At 63.0% G+C, this 13,961-nt stretch carries 11 protein-coding genes; 3 read left to right on the top strand and 8 right to left on the bottom strand.

The genetic code is table 11. The annotated features are described in order from the left end of the window. Window positions 1–66: 66 nt before the first annotated feature. Window positions 67–1,419, bottom strand: a complete 1,353-nt coding sequence (glnT, locus tag AACZ17_RS09895) for a type III glutamate--ammonia ligase (protein WP_290742416.1) — start codon at window positions 1,417–1,419, stop codon at window positions 67–69. A gap of 102 nt (window positions 1,420–1,521) precedes the next feature. Between glnT and AACZ17_RS09890 the strand changes: the two genes are divergently transcribed. Next, complete coding sequence (locus tag AACZ17_RS09890; RefSeq protein ID WP_290742419.1) at window positions 1,522–2,532, top strand: alpha/beta fold hydrolase; 1,011 nt, start codon at window positions 1,522–1,524, stop codon at window positions 2,530–2,532. 83 nt (window positions 2,533–2,615) lie between these two features. On the opposite strand, the gene AACZ17_RS09885 is transcribed toward AACZ17_RS09890, so the two are convergent. The 3 genes from AACZ17_RS09885 to AACZ17_RS09875 form a co-directional block, all read right to left on the bottom strand. Beyond that, on the bottom strand, window positions 2,616–3,887 hold the full coding sequence (locus AACZ17_RS09885) for an ammonium transporter (RefSeq protein WP_290742422.1): 1,272 nt from the start codon (window positions 3,885–3,887) through the stop codon (window positions 2,616–2,618). A gap of 32 nt (window positions 3,888–3,919) precedes the next feature. Next, window positions 3,920–4,258: a P-II family nitrogen regulator gene (gene glnK / locus AACZ17_RS09880; protein WP_290742425.1), complete on the bottom strand. Its 339-nt coding sequence runs from the start codon at window positions 4,256–4,258 to the stop codon at window positions 3,920–3,922. Window positions 4,259–4,320: 62 nt separating this feature from the next. After that, window positions 4,321–4,995, bottom strand: a complete 675-nt coding sequence (locus tag AACZ17_RS09875) for a TorF family putative porin (protein WP_290742428.1) — start codon at window positions 4,993–4,995, stop codon at window positions 4,321–4,323. Between the two features lie 306 nt (window positions 4,996–5,301). Here AACZ17_RS09875 and AACZ17_RS09870 point away from each other — a divergent pair, with 306 nt between their 5' ends. Both AACZ17_RS09870 and AACZ17_RS09865 read left to right on the top strand, forming a co-directional pair. Continuing rightward, complete coding sequence (locus tag AACZ17_RS09870; protein WP_290742431.1) at window positions 5,302–5,562, top strand: accessory factor UbiK family protein; 261 nt, start codon at window positions 5,302–5,304, stop codon at window positions 5,560–5,562. 42 nt (window positions 5,563–5,604) lie between these two features. Continuing rightward, the gene (locus AACZ17_RS09865; protein WP_290742434.1) at window positions 5,605–7,107 is read left to right on the top strand and encodes a YifB family Mg chelatase-like AAA ATPase; all 1,503 of its coding nucleotides are present in this window, start codon (window positions 5,605–5,607) and stop codon (window positions 7,105–7,107) included. A 26-nt stretch (window positions 7,108–7,133) separates the two neighbouring features. Here the strand turns inward: AACZ17_RS09865 and paaN are convergent, their stop codons facing one another. The 4 genes from paaN to AACZ17_RS09845 all read right to left on the bottom strand — a co-directional run bounded on the left by paaN (window position 7,134) and on the right by AACZ17_RS09845 (window position 13,956). Beyond that, window positions 7,134–8,825, bottom strand: coding sequence for a phenylacetic acid degradation protein PaaN (paaN, locus tag AACZ17_RS09860; RefSeq protein ID WP_290742437.1), 1,692 nt, complete (start codon window positions 8,823–8,825; stop codon window positions 7,134–7,136). 73 nt (window positions 8,826–8,898) lie between these two features. After that, window positions 8,899–9,840, bottom strand: coding sequence for a winged helix-turn-helix transcriptional regulator (locus tag AACZ17_RS09855; protein WP_290742440.1), 942 nt, complete (start codon window positions 9,838–9,840; stop codon window positions 8,899–8,901). Between the two features lie 154 nt (window positions 9,841–9,994). Then, entirely contained in the window at window positions 9,995–12,316 is a 2,322-nt protein-coding gene (locus tag AACZ17_RS09850; protein WP_290742442.1) for a TonB-dependent receptor, read from the bottom strand. Between the two features lie 119 nt (window positions 12,317–12,435). Then, window positions 12,436–13,956, bottom strand: a complete 1,521-nt coding sequence (locus AACZ17_RS09845; RefSeq protein WP_290742445.1) for a carotenoid oxygenase family protein — start codon at window positions 13,954–13,956, stop codon at window positions 12,436–12,438. Between the last annotated feature and the right edge of the window lie 5 nt (window positions 13,957–13,961).

Here is a 13,961-nt window from a genome sequence, read left to right as displayed (position 1 = left end):
CAATGGAAAACCTACAGTGTAGGGACGCGACCGGCAAAGGCAAGTCGCGACCCCCGGTGGTAACGGTTAACCGAAGAGTCGCAGATAGCGCGCCACTTCCCAGTCCGATACGATGTTGTGGTAACTGTCCCATTCCGCCCGCTTGAAGTCGACAAAGGCCTTGTGCATCGCGGGGCCCAGCACCTGATAGGCCAGTTCATCAGCGGCGATAGCCTCTGTCGCCTCGGCGAGGGTCTTCGGCAGACACTGAATGCCGGCCTTGGCGATTTCCGCATCACTGTAATGGTACATGTTCTCCCGGTGCGGCTGACCGGGGTCAATACCCTGCTCTATGCCCTCCAACCCTGCGGCGAGCATCAGGGCCGCACCGAGATAGGGATTGCAGGCGATATCCGGCGCCCGGCACTCGACCCGTGCACCGGCACTGGGAATACGCAACATATTGGTGCGATTGTTATTGCCGTAACAGCAGAACACCGGTGCCCAGGTGGAGCCGGACATGCTGCCCTGACGCACCAGCCGCTTGTAACTGTTCACGGTGGGCGCGACCACCGCGCTGATGGCCTTGGCGTGGCGCAACACGCCCCCGATAAACTGGTAGGCGAGCTCGGAGACACCGCAGTCGTAGCGATCGGCATCCGGGCTCACTGCGAACAGATTCTGCCCGGTGTCCACACTCGCCAGGGACATGTTGTAATGGGCGCCACTGCCCGTGCGGTCAGCGAAGGGTTTGGGCATGAAACTGGCGAAGGCACCATGCTTGCGCGCAATTTCGTTGGCCAGCAAGCGGAAATACACCAGGCGATCAGCCATGGTCAGCGCATCCGCGTAATTGAAGTCGATCTCGAACTGGCCGTTGGCATCTTCGTGATCGAAGGAATAAACGCCCCAACCCATGTCAGTCAGTGCCTGTACCAACTCGTCGATAATCACGATGTTATCCATCATGCTGGGGATGTCGTAACAAGGCTTGCCCAGGGTATCGCGCTCACTGAAAGGCACCGGGCGCCCGTCAGCCCCCTTGCGCAGGATGAAAAACTCGGTTTCTATCCCCAGGTTGAAGGTAAACCCCATGGCGGCGGCTTTCGCCAGCTGACGCTTGAGAATCGTGCGGGAGCAGGCCTCGAAGGGTTCTCCCTGCAGATACAGGTCGCTGGCAAACCAGGCCAGCTCCGGGTTCCACTGGCACTGCTGCATGGACGCCATGTCGGGCATGGCAGCCACTTCATCATCGGCAATGTCCTGTGGCACGCCGTCGAGGGCCGCGCCGGTAAACAGCTCCGAGCCGGCAAACATCTGCTTGAAATGGCCGACAGGCACAAACTTGCCCTTGCTGGCGCCGTGAATATCCACGTAGCTCGCCATACCGTATTTAATACCCTGTTCCAGACAACGCTGTTTCAACTGTTCAATGTTCATGACTGCTCCATAAGCGGGAATGTTTCTTGCTAGTCAGAAGCATCCAAGAAACATGCCAGAATGCATGTTTAAATTGTTCGACCTGAACCCGGAGTCAAGTCATTGAAAAACAAGCTGTATTGGCAGGAAAACGAACATGCGCTGGGGGACCTTGTGCTGGAAAGCGGCACGGTGCTGCGCAATGCCCGCCTGCGCTACCACCAATTTGGTGCGCTGAACGCACCAAAAGACAACCTCGTGTTGCTGCCCACCTACTACGGCGGCGTTGCCGCCAGCAACCGTGCCTGGGTGGATGACCCCGACAGCCCACTCGGCAGCGGTGACTACTGCGTGGTCATTCCCTGCCTGTTTGGTGCCGGGGAGTCCAGTTCGCCCAGCAACACGCCAGCGCCACAGTCCGGACCGGACTTCCCACAGGTGAGCATCGGCGACAACGTGCGTGCACAACAGCTGCTGCTACAGGCGCGCTTTGGGGGTGCCAATCCCCGGCTGGTGATGGGCTGGTCGATGGGGGGAATGCAGGCACTGCACTGGCACAGGGCCCGCGGCAACGCCGTTGGCAGCGTGCTCGCCGTCTGTGCCACCATCGGCTGTTACCCACACAACCGGGTTTTTCTCGACGGTGTGGCGGCGGCCCTCACGGCGGATGCGGCCTTTGCCGACGGTCACTACCGCACACCGCCGGTCCGCGGCCTTGGCGCATTTGCCACAGTCTATGCCGGCTGGGCCTACAGTCAGGCTTTCTTCAGCAACGCGCGCTACCGCGAATTGGGTTTTGCCGATATCGGGGACGTACTGGACTACTGGAGAGAGGATCACCTGCAGCAGGACGCCAACAACCTGTTGCTGCAACTGCGCACCTGGCAGCAGGCTCCGCTGCCGACGGCTGACGCCGATGATGCGCAGCCGGGCTGCCCCGGCATCCTCATGCCCTGCAGCACTGATCTCTATTTCACGGCCGAGGACGCCGCGCACGATGCGACGGTCCTGGGGATGGAGTGTCGGGTGATCGAATCGGAATTTGGCCATGTCGCCGGTGGCCCTGGGCGCGTGGCCGCCGCAAGCCGCCAGATCTTCGCCGCTGCGGCCGAGCTGCTCGCCGCCAGCGCCTGAGCGCAACGCAAAAAGCGGCCATAAAAAAGGGGGCCCGAAGGCCCCCAAACACGCATTGCATCAATGCGCCCGCAAGCTGTTGCTCACTTCTGTGCCACAAACTCCGGATAGGCTTCCATACCACATTCGGAGAGGTCGACACCTTCGTACTCTTCCTCTTCGCTGACACGCACACCCATGACCGCCTTGAGGATGGCCCAGGTGATCAGGCTGGCGCCGAAGACCCAGACAAAGATCACCAGGGTGCCGACGAGCTGACCCATGAAGGTGGCATCGGGGTCAGACAGCAGGACCGCGAAGATACCCCAGATACCGACGACGCCGTGCACGGAGATGGCGCCGACCGGATCGTCGATTTTCACTTTGTCCATGGCAACGATGCTGAACACAACGATCACACCACCAATCGCACCGATGATCATCGCCAGCATCGGCGTGGGATCTGCGGGCTCAGCCGTAATCGCTACCAGGCCAGCCAGCGCACCGTTCAAGGCCATGGTCAGGTCGGCTTTACCGAAGATCAGGCGTGACAGCAGCAGGGCCGCAATCAGACCACCGGCAGCCGCAGCGTTGGTGTTCAGGAACACGTTGGCCACTTCGTTGGCCACGGCAATGCCACCCAGCTTGAGCGTGGAGCCGCCGTTGAAGCCGAACCAGCCCATCCAGAGGATGAAGGTACCCAGCGTGGCCAGCGGCATGTTGGCGCCCGGAATGGCCTTGACGGAACCGTCAGCAGCGTATTTACCCTTGCGCGGACCGAGCAGCAGAACACCCGCAAGCGCCGCAGCCGCACCAGCAAGGTGCACGATACCGGAGCCGGCGTAGTCGCTGTAGGACAGCTCACCGATGAACGGAACCGCCTTGCCACCCCAGGTCCAGCCGCCCTCGATGGGGTAGATGAAGCCGGTCATGACAACGGCAAAGGCCAGGAACGCCCACAGTTTCATGCGTTCGGCAACTGCACCGGACACAATCGACATGGCCGTGGCGACAAACACCACCTGGAAGAAGAAGTCGGATGCGCCGGAGTACACCGAGTCGCCACCGAAACCGGCTTCCGCGGAGTCCGCCAGCACCGCTGCCACCGCCGCATCATCCATCTGCGCCACGGTGGTCACACCGGACAGGAAGAAGCCGCCGTCGTACATGAACTGGTAACCGCAGATCAGGTACATGGTGCACGCAATGGCGTACAGGGCCACGTTCTTGGTCAGGATTTCCGTCGTGTTCTTGGCGCGCACCAGGCCCGCCTCCAACATCGCGAAGCCGGCCGCCATCCACATCACGAGGGCGCCGCACACCAGGAAATAAAAGGTGTCCATCGCGTACTGTAATTCAAATATCTGGTTTTCCATGGGAATCACTCTCGTAGTTAGTCTCGGTGGATTTAGATGGCGTCTTCGCCGGTCTCGCCGGTACGAATACGAATCACCTGCTCCAGCGTGGACACGAACACCTTGCCGTCACCGATCTTGCCGGTGTTGGCGGCCCGGGTGATGGCTTCGATGGTCTTGTCAGCCAGCCCTTCGGCAACAGCCACTTCAATCTTCACCTTGGGCAGGAAGTCCACGACATACTCCGCACCCCGGTACAACTCGGTGTGCCCCTTCTGGCGCCCGAAGCCCTTCACCTCGGTGACGGTGATGCCCTGCACACCGATCTCGGAAAGTGCCTCGCGCACGTCGTCCAGTTTGAATGGCTTGACGATAGCCGTTATTAATTTCATGTCAGTCTCCAGGTATCAGCAGGGCGCCCCGCAGGGCGCCGTAGGTTTCAGTCCCGAAACGCTTAGAGGCTCTTCGAGATGGAGAACACGATGCGATCATCCGCAGCGTCCACATCGTCAAGATCCGTTCCGATCAGGGCCAGCGCGAAGTCCAGCTCCATGGCGCTGTAACCGAAGGTCACGCCGTAATCCGTGTAGCTGTCGGCGCCATCTTCCCAGTAGTCGTCCTGGTCGGTGTCGGTGAAGCCGATGTTGAAGTCGACGGTGAGAACGTCGGTCAGGCTCAGGGAGTAGCCGGCGGAGTAGTACATGTACTCGGGGCCGCCGTCACCAAACTCGTCTGAGTACACAAAGCCAACGCTGAAGTCGGCGTAGCTCAGGCCCAGGGCGTATTCGATGTAGTCGAGGGAAGACTCACCCTCGTAATCGAAGTAGAAGAAGCCCACGTCGTAGCCGAAGCCGCCGTCGGTTTCACCGGCGTAGCCGAAGTAATAATCCATCTCGGTGGTAGCACCACCGAAGGCGACGTTGGAGGCCCAGATGCCGGCGTACAGGCCGGAATCACCCGACCAGTCGAAGCCGCCCTGGATGGCGCCTTTCTCGTCAGTCTGCGAGATACCGCGGAACACGTAATCCGTGGCGAGGGTCACGTTGCCGGAGATCTCTGCCTGGGCAGAAACAGCGCCTGCGAACAGGACGGCGGCGACAGAAGCGGGAAGCAGTTTTTTGTGCAGCATGTGTGGTTCTCCTTGGTTTGGCAGTCAAAAAAAATCTGTGCCAGGCACGGAACTTTTTTGCTCTGCATAATTCGCGTTTGCACCCCGGTCTTTGCAGGTGCTGTGCCAACCAGAAAAAAAACCATTATTTACAAAGCGTTAAGGGATTTTGGGGCTCGCTGCACGCGATTTCCGCCAGGGGTCAACGGCAGCGACGCGCACCATTAGGATGCACCGCACCCTATTGGTGCACCAAGATGATCTGTGCGCCGTTTTGCAATTCCTCTACACTGCGACCTGTCCTGTCTGGCAGAGGAAATGCGCATTATGGCCCTGAAACCACCGCCGATCAGTGAAGTACTGCAGCAGATGTCGGCCCTGGTCGGCAGTCCGGGCCTGCGCGCGGAAGTCGACAGGGGCGCGCGCGCCCTGGCGCAGTCCGCATTGGGCAAACTGGACGTTGTCAGCCGCGAGGAGTTTGACGCGCAGGCCGCGATACTGGCCCGCACCCGGGCCAGGGTCGCCGAGTTGGAAGCTGAACTGGAGGCCCTGACGCGAGAGTTCGAGTCGCTGAAACCCCAAACCTGACCTCTCCACTCACCGGAGAGGCTCTGTGCTCAAGGATGAGCCATGGAACTGTCTGTTGTTTACAGCCGCGCTGCAGTAGGCATTGAAGCCCCCCTGGTCCAGGTGGAAACCCACCTGGGCAACGGGCTGCCGGCTTTCCAGATTGTCGGACTACCGGAAACCGCTGTCCGGGAGAGCCGCGACCGGGTGCGTTGTGCACTGCAACAAGCCCATTTCGAGTTTCCGGATCGCCGTATTACCGTGAACCTTGCGCCGGCTGACCTGCCCAAGGAGGGTGGGCGCTTCGATCTGCCCATCGCGCTGGGTATTCTTGCGGCTTCCGGGCAGTTGCCAGCGGCTGCTCTGACCGCCCACGAATTTATTGGAGAGCTGGCCCTGACCGGTGCCGTGCGCCCGGTGCCGGGCATCATCCCTGCTGCGCTTGCCTGCAGCGCGGCAGATCGCGCCCTGGTCACCCCGGCGGCGAGTGCTGCGCTGGCCGCCGCCGTCCCCGGGAGCCGTATCATCGCCGCAGAGGACCTGCTCACGCTGTGTGCCCACCTCAACGGCCGCCACAGACTGTCAGTACAGGAACACGAGCCACAGCCGCAACCGGCGATGCCCTACCCCGACCTGGCGGACGTCGCCGGGCAGGCGCTGGCGCGGCGCGCGCTCGAAATAGCGGCCTCTGGCAATCACAATCTGCTCCTGGTGGGGCCACCCGGTACGGGAAAAACCCTGTTGGCGAGCCGTTTACCCGGCCTCCTGCCTCCGCCGGACACGCAGGAGGCCCTAACCTGCGCGGCCCTGCACAGCTTTCACGACAGCACCAGCGTGGAACACCTCTGGCGGCGGCCCTTTCGCCACCCGCACCACAGTGCCAGCGCCGCGGCACTCATTGGCGGCGGCGCGCGACCACGGCCGGGCGAGGCCAGCCTTGCCCATGGCGGTGTTCTGTTTCTCGACGAACTGCCGGAATTCAGCCGCCAGGCGCTGGAAATGCTGCGCGAGCCCCTGGAGGCCGGCGCCGTCACGCTGTCCCGCGCTGCACACAAATTCACCTATCCCGCGCGGTTTCAACTGATCGGGGCAATGAACCCCTGCCCCTGCGGCTACTATGGCGACCCGGAGCACAGCTGCCGCTGCACCAGCGAGCACATCCAGCGCTACCGGCACCGACTGTCAGGTCCACTGCTCGACCGTATCGATCTGCATGTCAGCATGCAACGACTGCCGGCGCGCCTACTGCTGGAAACACAAGCGAAAGGGGAATCGTCAGCCGCCGTGCGGGAACGTGTGCTGGCGGCCCGACAACGGCAGCAGGCACGCCAGGGGTGCAACAACGCCGCGCTGTCGGCACAGGCTCTGGCGACACAGTGCGTGATGCGGCCCGCAGCACGCCAACAGCTCGAGCAAGCGGCCGATGCGCTGCAGCTTTCGGGGCGAGGCCTGCACCGCAGCCTGCGCGTGGCGCAGACACTGGCGGATATGGAGGGTGCCGACTGTATCGACCTGCAGCACGTCACCGAGGCACTCGCCTTCCGCGAGCCCATGCCGTTGCCGTGAGCGGGGCCCTCCTGCCCTGCGCTCGCTCAGGCGCCGCCTGGCGCTGGCCCCATGAATTTACTTTGCACAATACGGAAGCGGTTGCTGACAAACGCCAGATCCGCGAGGCAGGCGTTACCTGCCGGGTTCAGGCCGGTGACATGAAAGTCTGAGTAGGCGGCGGCAAAATTGATCGGCATGCCGGTGAGGTTGCAGGCCACGGACGCGCCCGCAGCGTGATAGGCGTCCACAGCCTCGGCGAGGAATGCCGGGTCCGTCGAGTACACATGGGAGGTGATCGCACCACAGTCGCGGGCATTGCCGGTGGCATCCTGCAGACAGGCGTGCGCATCGGCATTGGCAATGATGAACGACACCGGCCCGAACACCTCTTCCCGGTACCAGTCACGATCCGCCTCGGTGGCAGCAATGACCAGCGGCGTCGCCGTACGTGCGGCCGGGTACCCCGGGTTTGCATAGGGGGCCGAGTCGCGCAGGATGCGCTGCTGCGCTTTGGCCAGCCCGCGATAGCGATCGACATTGGCTTGCACCGCCGGGTCAAACAACGTGCCACAGAGCGTCGCTGCAGCGCGCGGGTCGGCCAACCAGCCGTCCACCGCATCACAGATTGCAGCAGCAACCTCGGCGTGCGGTATGGAGTGACCGGCCACGCGCACCCCCGTGGCCGGTATGTGAATATTCTGCACGCTGGTGCACATCTGGGCCGAGGCCTGGCAGAGGGAGTGGGCGATGGCCCGCGCCGTTGCCGCCAGGTCATCGGTAGACTCCAGCACCACCGAATTGCAGCCCGCGGTTTCCGTGTACACCTGCTTCCCCGGGCAGTTCTGCTCCAGCCAGCTGCCGAAACGCGGACTTCCGGTAAAGTCGATAATGGCGGTGTCCGGATGCTGGATCAGCGGCAGGGTGGCGGGTTCGGCGCGGGTATCCGCCGCCAGCGTCACCAGATTGGGATCGAAACCCGCCTCTGCCAGCACCTCGCGGCAGACACGTGCCACCATGGCGACCGGCAGCGTTGCAGCCGGGTGGGGCTTCAACACCACCGGGTTACCCGTGGCCAGGGATGCGCACAGAGCCGGGTAGGTATTCCACAGCGGAAACGTGGCACAACAGATCACCACACCCACGCCGCGGGGCACCAGACGGTAGCGCTTGCTGAGGCTGGCGACACCGTCGCGACCGAACTGTCGCTCCCAGTACGCAGTGGCCGGCACATCCTGCATGGCCTTGTGGGCGTAGGCCAAAGCCTCCAGACCGCGGTCCAGCGCATTGGCGCCGCTGCCCGCAAATGCCATGACATAGGACTGGCCTGAGGTGTGCATGGTGGCATGCGCATTTTCAAACAGCTGTTCGCCGCAGCGCTGCAAGATTTCCAGGCACACGCCCACGCGCGCTTCAGGCGTCGCTGCCGCCCAGGCGGGGCGCGCGGCGTTGATCGCGGGGAACAGCGCGGCAGGGTCCACCCTGGGATAACGCACGCCCAGCGGCTCGCCGGTGTAGGGAGACACCTCCTCACCCACCCGGCCCGCCTCAGCCGGCTGTGACAGCGGGAAATCCTTGCCCAGCAGGGCCTCGAAACGCGCCTGACCAGCGGCAGGCTTTTCCTCTCCGTGGATCTTGCTGCTGGGGTTTTCCGGCCAGCCACTCCAGGCATAGCGGTGGGCGCAGGCATCCAGCGCCTTGGTCAGCAGATCCTGGTGTTTGGCGAACAGGGCACTCATCGGGCTCTCCCTCGGCAGTGACAGTATGACCGGGCACACTGCCACAACAAGGTCTGTTTATGCAAGCAAATGCCTAGGCTGGCTCCCCGGGCCCTATGGTGAAGTCCACATGATGCGCGCTCAGTTCTTCTCCGCAGTGGTTGCAGACCACCTCACCGTGCAGACTCTCGCCACAGAGCGTATGCGTGAGACACATCGGCCGCCCCGCCCCGTTCGGGTCGCACCAGCGGTCTCCCCATTGCAGCAAGGTCAGAAAATAGGGAAACAGGTCCCATCCCATGGCGGTGAGTTCGTAGCCGTGGCGCAGGGGCCTCTGCTGGTAGGGCCGCGTGACAAACACACCCCGCTGCACCAGAAAGCGCATGCGGTCGGACAGAATGTTGGTCGCCACCGGTAATTCCTGGTGGAACTCATCGAAACGCTGCAAGCCATGAAAAGCCAGGGCAATGACATTCGCCGTCCAGCGGTCACCGACCAGGTCGATCAGGTTGCGATACACGCTGTGTTCGCCGGGAACGTCGCTCGCCGACAGGGAAGAGCGCCGGCGCACCTTCTTGTCGCGCACATCGCGGGTGGCACCGGGGCCCGGGTGGTAGGTGACATCGCGGCCGTGTACGTCCTTCCGGCAGGTGCTGCAGCGCAGGCGCGGCTGTAGGACGTTACCGCAGGTGCGGTGACGCAGGTGCACCCGACCCGCCGTCGGCGGCGGAAAATAGCGCTCCTCCCACGCCACCGCCATCAGCGACATCTGGTACATGTCGACAGACTTGCGCGTGAGGTGATACACGGGGTGACGGGAACCGCCGGGGGCGACCCGCTTGCGCAGGCAATCCTGCGCCTGCAGCCACTTCAGACGATTGGACAACACGCCACGGGAAACCCCCGTCGCCTCCAGCATCCCGCTGAAGGTGTTGATGCCCCAGAAGACCTCCTGAATGATCAGCAGGCACCACTTGTCCCCTATCTGGTCGAGGGCCCGGTTGATGGAGCTGGCTCGGGTTCTCAATTTGTCCATACAAGGACACGAGTGGTTGGGGCGGTAACAGGCTGCGGCGTCATGAGGGCATCATAGGTGAAAGCGACGCGAGCCTCTACTCGCGTCAACAACACGGGCTGAACGTGCATGCATCGGGCGGGCCGCGGCGTGCAGTGCCGCGGCCGCCCCCTGCTCAGAAGCTCTTGGTCAGCGTGACGCCCGCTGTACGCGGCGGCATGTAGTACTCTGACGTGACGCCGGTGGGGTCGACGATGCGGCTGCTCACCTGCAGCTCGTCGTTCAGGTTCTTGCCCCACACATCGATGGCCAGGGAGCCATCGGCGCTGGTCCAGCTGACGCTGGCATCCAGCAGTTCAGTCGCCGCCTGGCGCTCCACGGGACGATTCTGCGGGCCGGTAAAGTAATCGTCTTTCCAGCTGTAGCTGACCCCGAAGTCCAGCGCCGACCCACCGGAAAGATTCACACGGTAGTTGGCCGTGGTTGTCAGCGCGGCATCTGGCGCGAAGGGCAGGTCGCGGCCAGCCAGGTCGAGCCCGTTGGAGTTGGTAAACTCCTCGAAGGTCGCGTCACTCCAGTTGTAGCTGGCGTTCAGCGTCAGGTTCTCGATCGGCACCAGGTCAATCGATGCCTCCACGCCCTTGGACTCCGCCTGAGCATTCAGCAGCACCAGCAGGAAGCGGCTGTTCAGCTCGAAGACCTGCAGGTCTTCGTAGTCCATATCGTAGTAGGAGAGGTTGAACTGCAGGCGCCGGTCCCACCAGGAGGACTTCAGGCCCACTTCCACGTTCTGCACCACTTCGGGATCAACCGCTTCGGTGGCGACACTCGGCCGGTTGGTCTGGGACTGGAAAGCACCGCTTTTGAAGCCCTCTGAATACGTCGCATAGAGCATCAGGTCGTCGGTGGGACGGTAGGCCAGCGACAGCTTGTGGGTCACCTCCGACCAGGAATCCTCCGCTGACACCGGCGCCGGGAAGGACGGCAATATCAGGGGCACGCCCGACGGGGTGGTACCCAGCAGGTCGATGGAGTTCTGGGTGATTTCCTTCTCGTCTTCTGCCCAGCGCACACCGTAGGTCAGGGTCAGCTGGTCGGTAAAGGCCCAGTCGGCCTGACCGTAGACCGCGTAGCTGGTCGTGGTGTTATCCTGGGTGAACAGCACATCGCCGATTCCGGCGAGGCCGAGTCCCTGCAGGGGCGTGCTGTACTGGGTGTAGAACTCCTCGCCCCGTTCCACATCCTCCTCCATGAAGAACACGCCCGCCAGCCAGCTCACCCGCTCGGTGTTACCGGCGAGGCGAAACTCCTGGGAAAACTGTGAGGCGTCTTCCTCGGCCCCGTTGATCACGTTGCCCGGCGTGGTAAAGAAACCGGGTGGCAGCGGCACACCGGGAGGCGACGGTGCCGCCAGATTGTTCAGCGGCAGGCTGGTGAGGTCATCCACCCAGTTGTACTCACTGGAGCGCCAGGCGGTGATGGAGGTGAGGCTGGCCCAGTCGAGGTCGGCCTCGAGGCGCGCCATGACCCCGTTCACCTCCCGTTTTTGCGAGGTGTCGAACTGGCTCGCACAATGCCGTTCATCGGCCATGTAGTCTTCCGACATGTTGAGCTCCCAGAAGGGGCCCAGACCGGCGATGGCATTGTCGATATTCTGGATGTGGCGGCAGGGACCCGCGGTTTCGTCGCGGGCGTAATCCGCGCTCAGCAGCAGGTCCACCCGCTCCGTCAGGTCGAACATCAACTGGCCGCGCACGTTGACCGAGCGCGCGTCGTCGCGGCGCTCGCCCGCGTCATCGGCGCCGATGCTGGGGCCGATAATCGGGCTCTGGGACAGATTGCCGAGTGTCGCGATCTCGCCCGGGGTGATCACGTTGCGCCCGTAGCCGTCACGGTCGCGGTAGGAGTACACGATCTTGCCGGCCACGCTGTCCGTCAGGCCGCCACTGGCGAGCCCCTGGAAATGGCGCAGCTGGTCGGTACCGGTCGAGACGCGCACGCGAACCTCGGTCTCCTGGCTGGGCCGCGAGGTCACGATATTGATGGCACCGCCGTTGGTGTTCTTGCCGTACAGGGTGCCCTGCGGACCGCGCAGGATCTCTATGCGTTCGAGGTCGAACAAATCGAAGCCGACACCGCCGGTGCGACCGATATAGACCTCATCCAGGAACACCCCCACCGCCGGGTCACTGCCTGCGGAGTCCGAGCTGTTGCCGATCCCGCGGATGTAGATGCGCGGCTCACCAATGCTGAACTGGTTGTAGGTCAGCCCCGGCGTGCGGAACGCAATATCGTTGAGGCCGCTGATTTTGCCCACCTCGATATCGTTACCCGCCAGCGCCGCCACGGACAGCGGCACATCCTGGATACTCTGTTCCCGCTTCTCGGCGGTTACCAGCACCTCTTCGAGCTGTTGTTGTGCCTGCGCCAGCAGCGGCAGGGCAAAGGGCACGGCAGCCAGTGTGTGAATTGCAATGCGGAGTCTGGAGTGGGTCATGGGAGCCTCGTACGCTGTTATGGTTATGGGGCGGGGCGGCCCGCCTTGTTACTTGCATTAACGAACTTAGTGTATCTCAACGCTGCCGGAATACAAGATCCCGGCAGCGGACGAGCCGGTCACGCCGGCCACATGTCCTCACCCCGCGCCCAGGTGGCGTGGAAGCCGTAAGGCACCCGATGCGGCATGCGCACGCGGGCAATGGGGCCGGGCTCGATGTCGCGCGCATCGAACACCAGGCAGTCGGATTGCCAGGTTGTGCTGTCGGTGACCAGGGTAATGACGTAGCCATCGTCCTCCGCCGTGCCTGCGGTGGCGCCGCGGCGCGGCGCAAACACCGCCTCACTCCCAAACACGCCCGGGCCGTAGCTCCACTGCCAGCGCTTGCCGGTGTCGTTGTCGTATTTGACCAGGCCGGTAAAGCGCAGGGTGAGGCCGCCCTCATGGTGCAGCGGAATCCGCTGGTGGTAGGCGAAGCGGCTCTCGCGACCGTGGTAAAGGGGATTGGTCTTGTTGAACTCGGTGTTGAGATCATCGATAGGCCCTTCCCGCACTTCGCCCGTGCGCAGATTGAAGCGCCAGCGATAGTTGTTGGCCTCCAACCGCATGTAGGCGAGCATCGATGCCAGCTCGCCCTCACCCGGCTTGGTTTCGGGCATCGGGTTGGTGGAGCGACAGCCATCCATGATCACCCAGTCACCCGCTTCCCAGGCGTTGCTGGTGTGCAGGATATAGCAGGGCTCACACTCGAACCAGCGCACCTCATGGCCGGCGCCGTAGCGCGGAATCAGCCCGAAGCGCGTGGGGATATCCCGATGGAAGGTGAGCACCCGGTAGCCGTGCCGGCGCAGCACGTTCATATCGTGGAAGAACGGCAGGTCGTGCAGGATCGTGTAGTGCGTGGTGAAGCCGATGTCGTGGGGCAGGCGCGGGCCCGGCAGGTCAATGGCGACTTCGTGTTTCAGCTTGCCATTGGGGTCGGCCACACCGTAGGTCATGTAAGGCGGCTGATCGCCGTAGTCGAAGAACAGCAGTTCGCCCGTTGCCAGGTCCACTTTCGAGTGGGCCGACATGCGGCGCTGCGCGCGGCCCTCGAGATCGTAGTAGCCCTTGGTACCGAGGGTGTGTGCATCCAGGCGGTAGGGATGCCCGGCGTTGTACCAGAGGCTCATCAGGTCGCCGTTGTAGATGAAGATATCGGTGTTCGAGGTGTCCTTGATACCGAAGGGCGACAGCGAGTAGTCGAAGGGCCCCATCACGCCGGGGGATATGGAGTGGCCATCGGCGCGTTCCCCCTGCAGGGCCAGGGTATCCACGTAGCGGTTGCGATAGGCGGCCTGCCCGTCGCGGAAGTACACCCCGTGGACCATGCCGTCCCCATCAAAGGGGTGATAGCGGTTCTTCGGCTCGAATACCGGGTTCGGACCATTGCGGAAATACGCCCCCTCCAGGTCTGCCGGCAATTCGCCTTCCACCGCAAGGCCCGAGACATCAAGCTCATCGGTGGTCGGTGCGTACACGCCGTGCAGGTAGGGGTTGTCGAGCCCGTAAATCCAGGACGGCGCATCCGCGAACTGGGTGACGCCCCCGATGCACTGCTCTACTGACGGATATTCGGTGAATTTGCTGAGGCTTTGCATAGGGT

This window comes from uncultured Haliea sp., from assembly GCF_963973825.1.
Classification (GTDB): domain Bacteria; phylum Pseudomonadota; class Gammaproteobacteria; order Pseudomonadales; family Halieaceae; genus Haliea.
The sequence above is the reverse complement of the archived record's forward strand: the minus strand, read 5'-3'. Positions and strand labels throughout refer to the sequence as shown.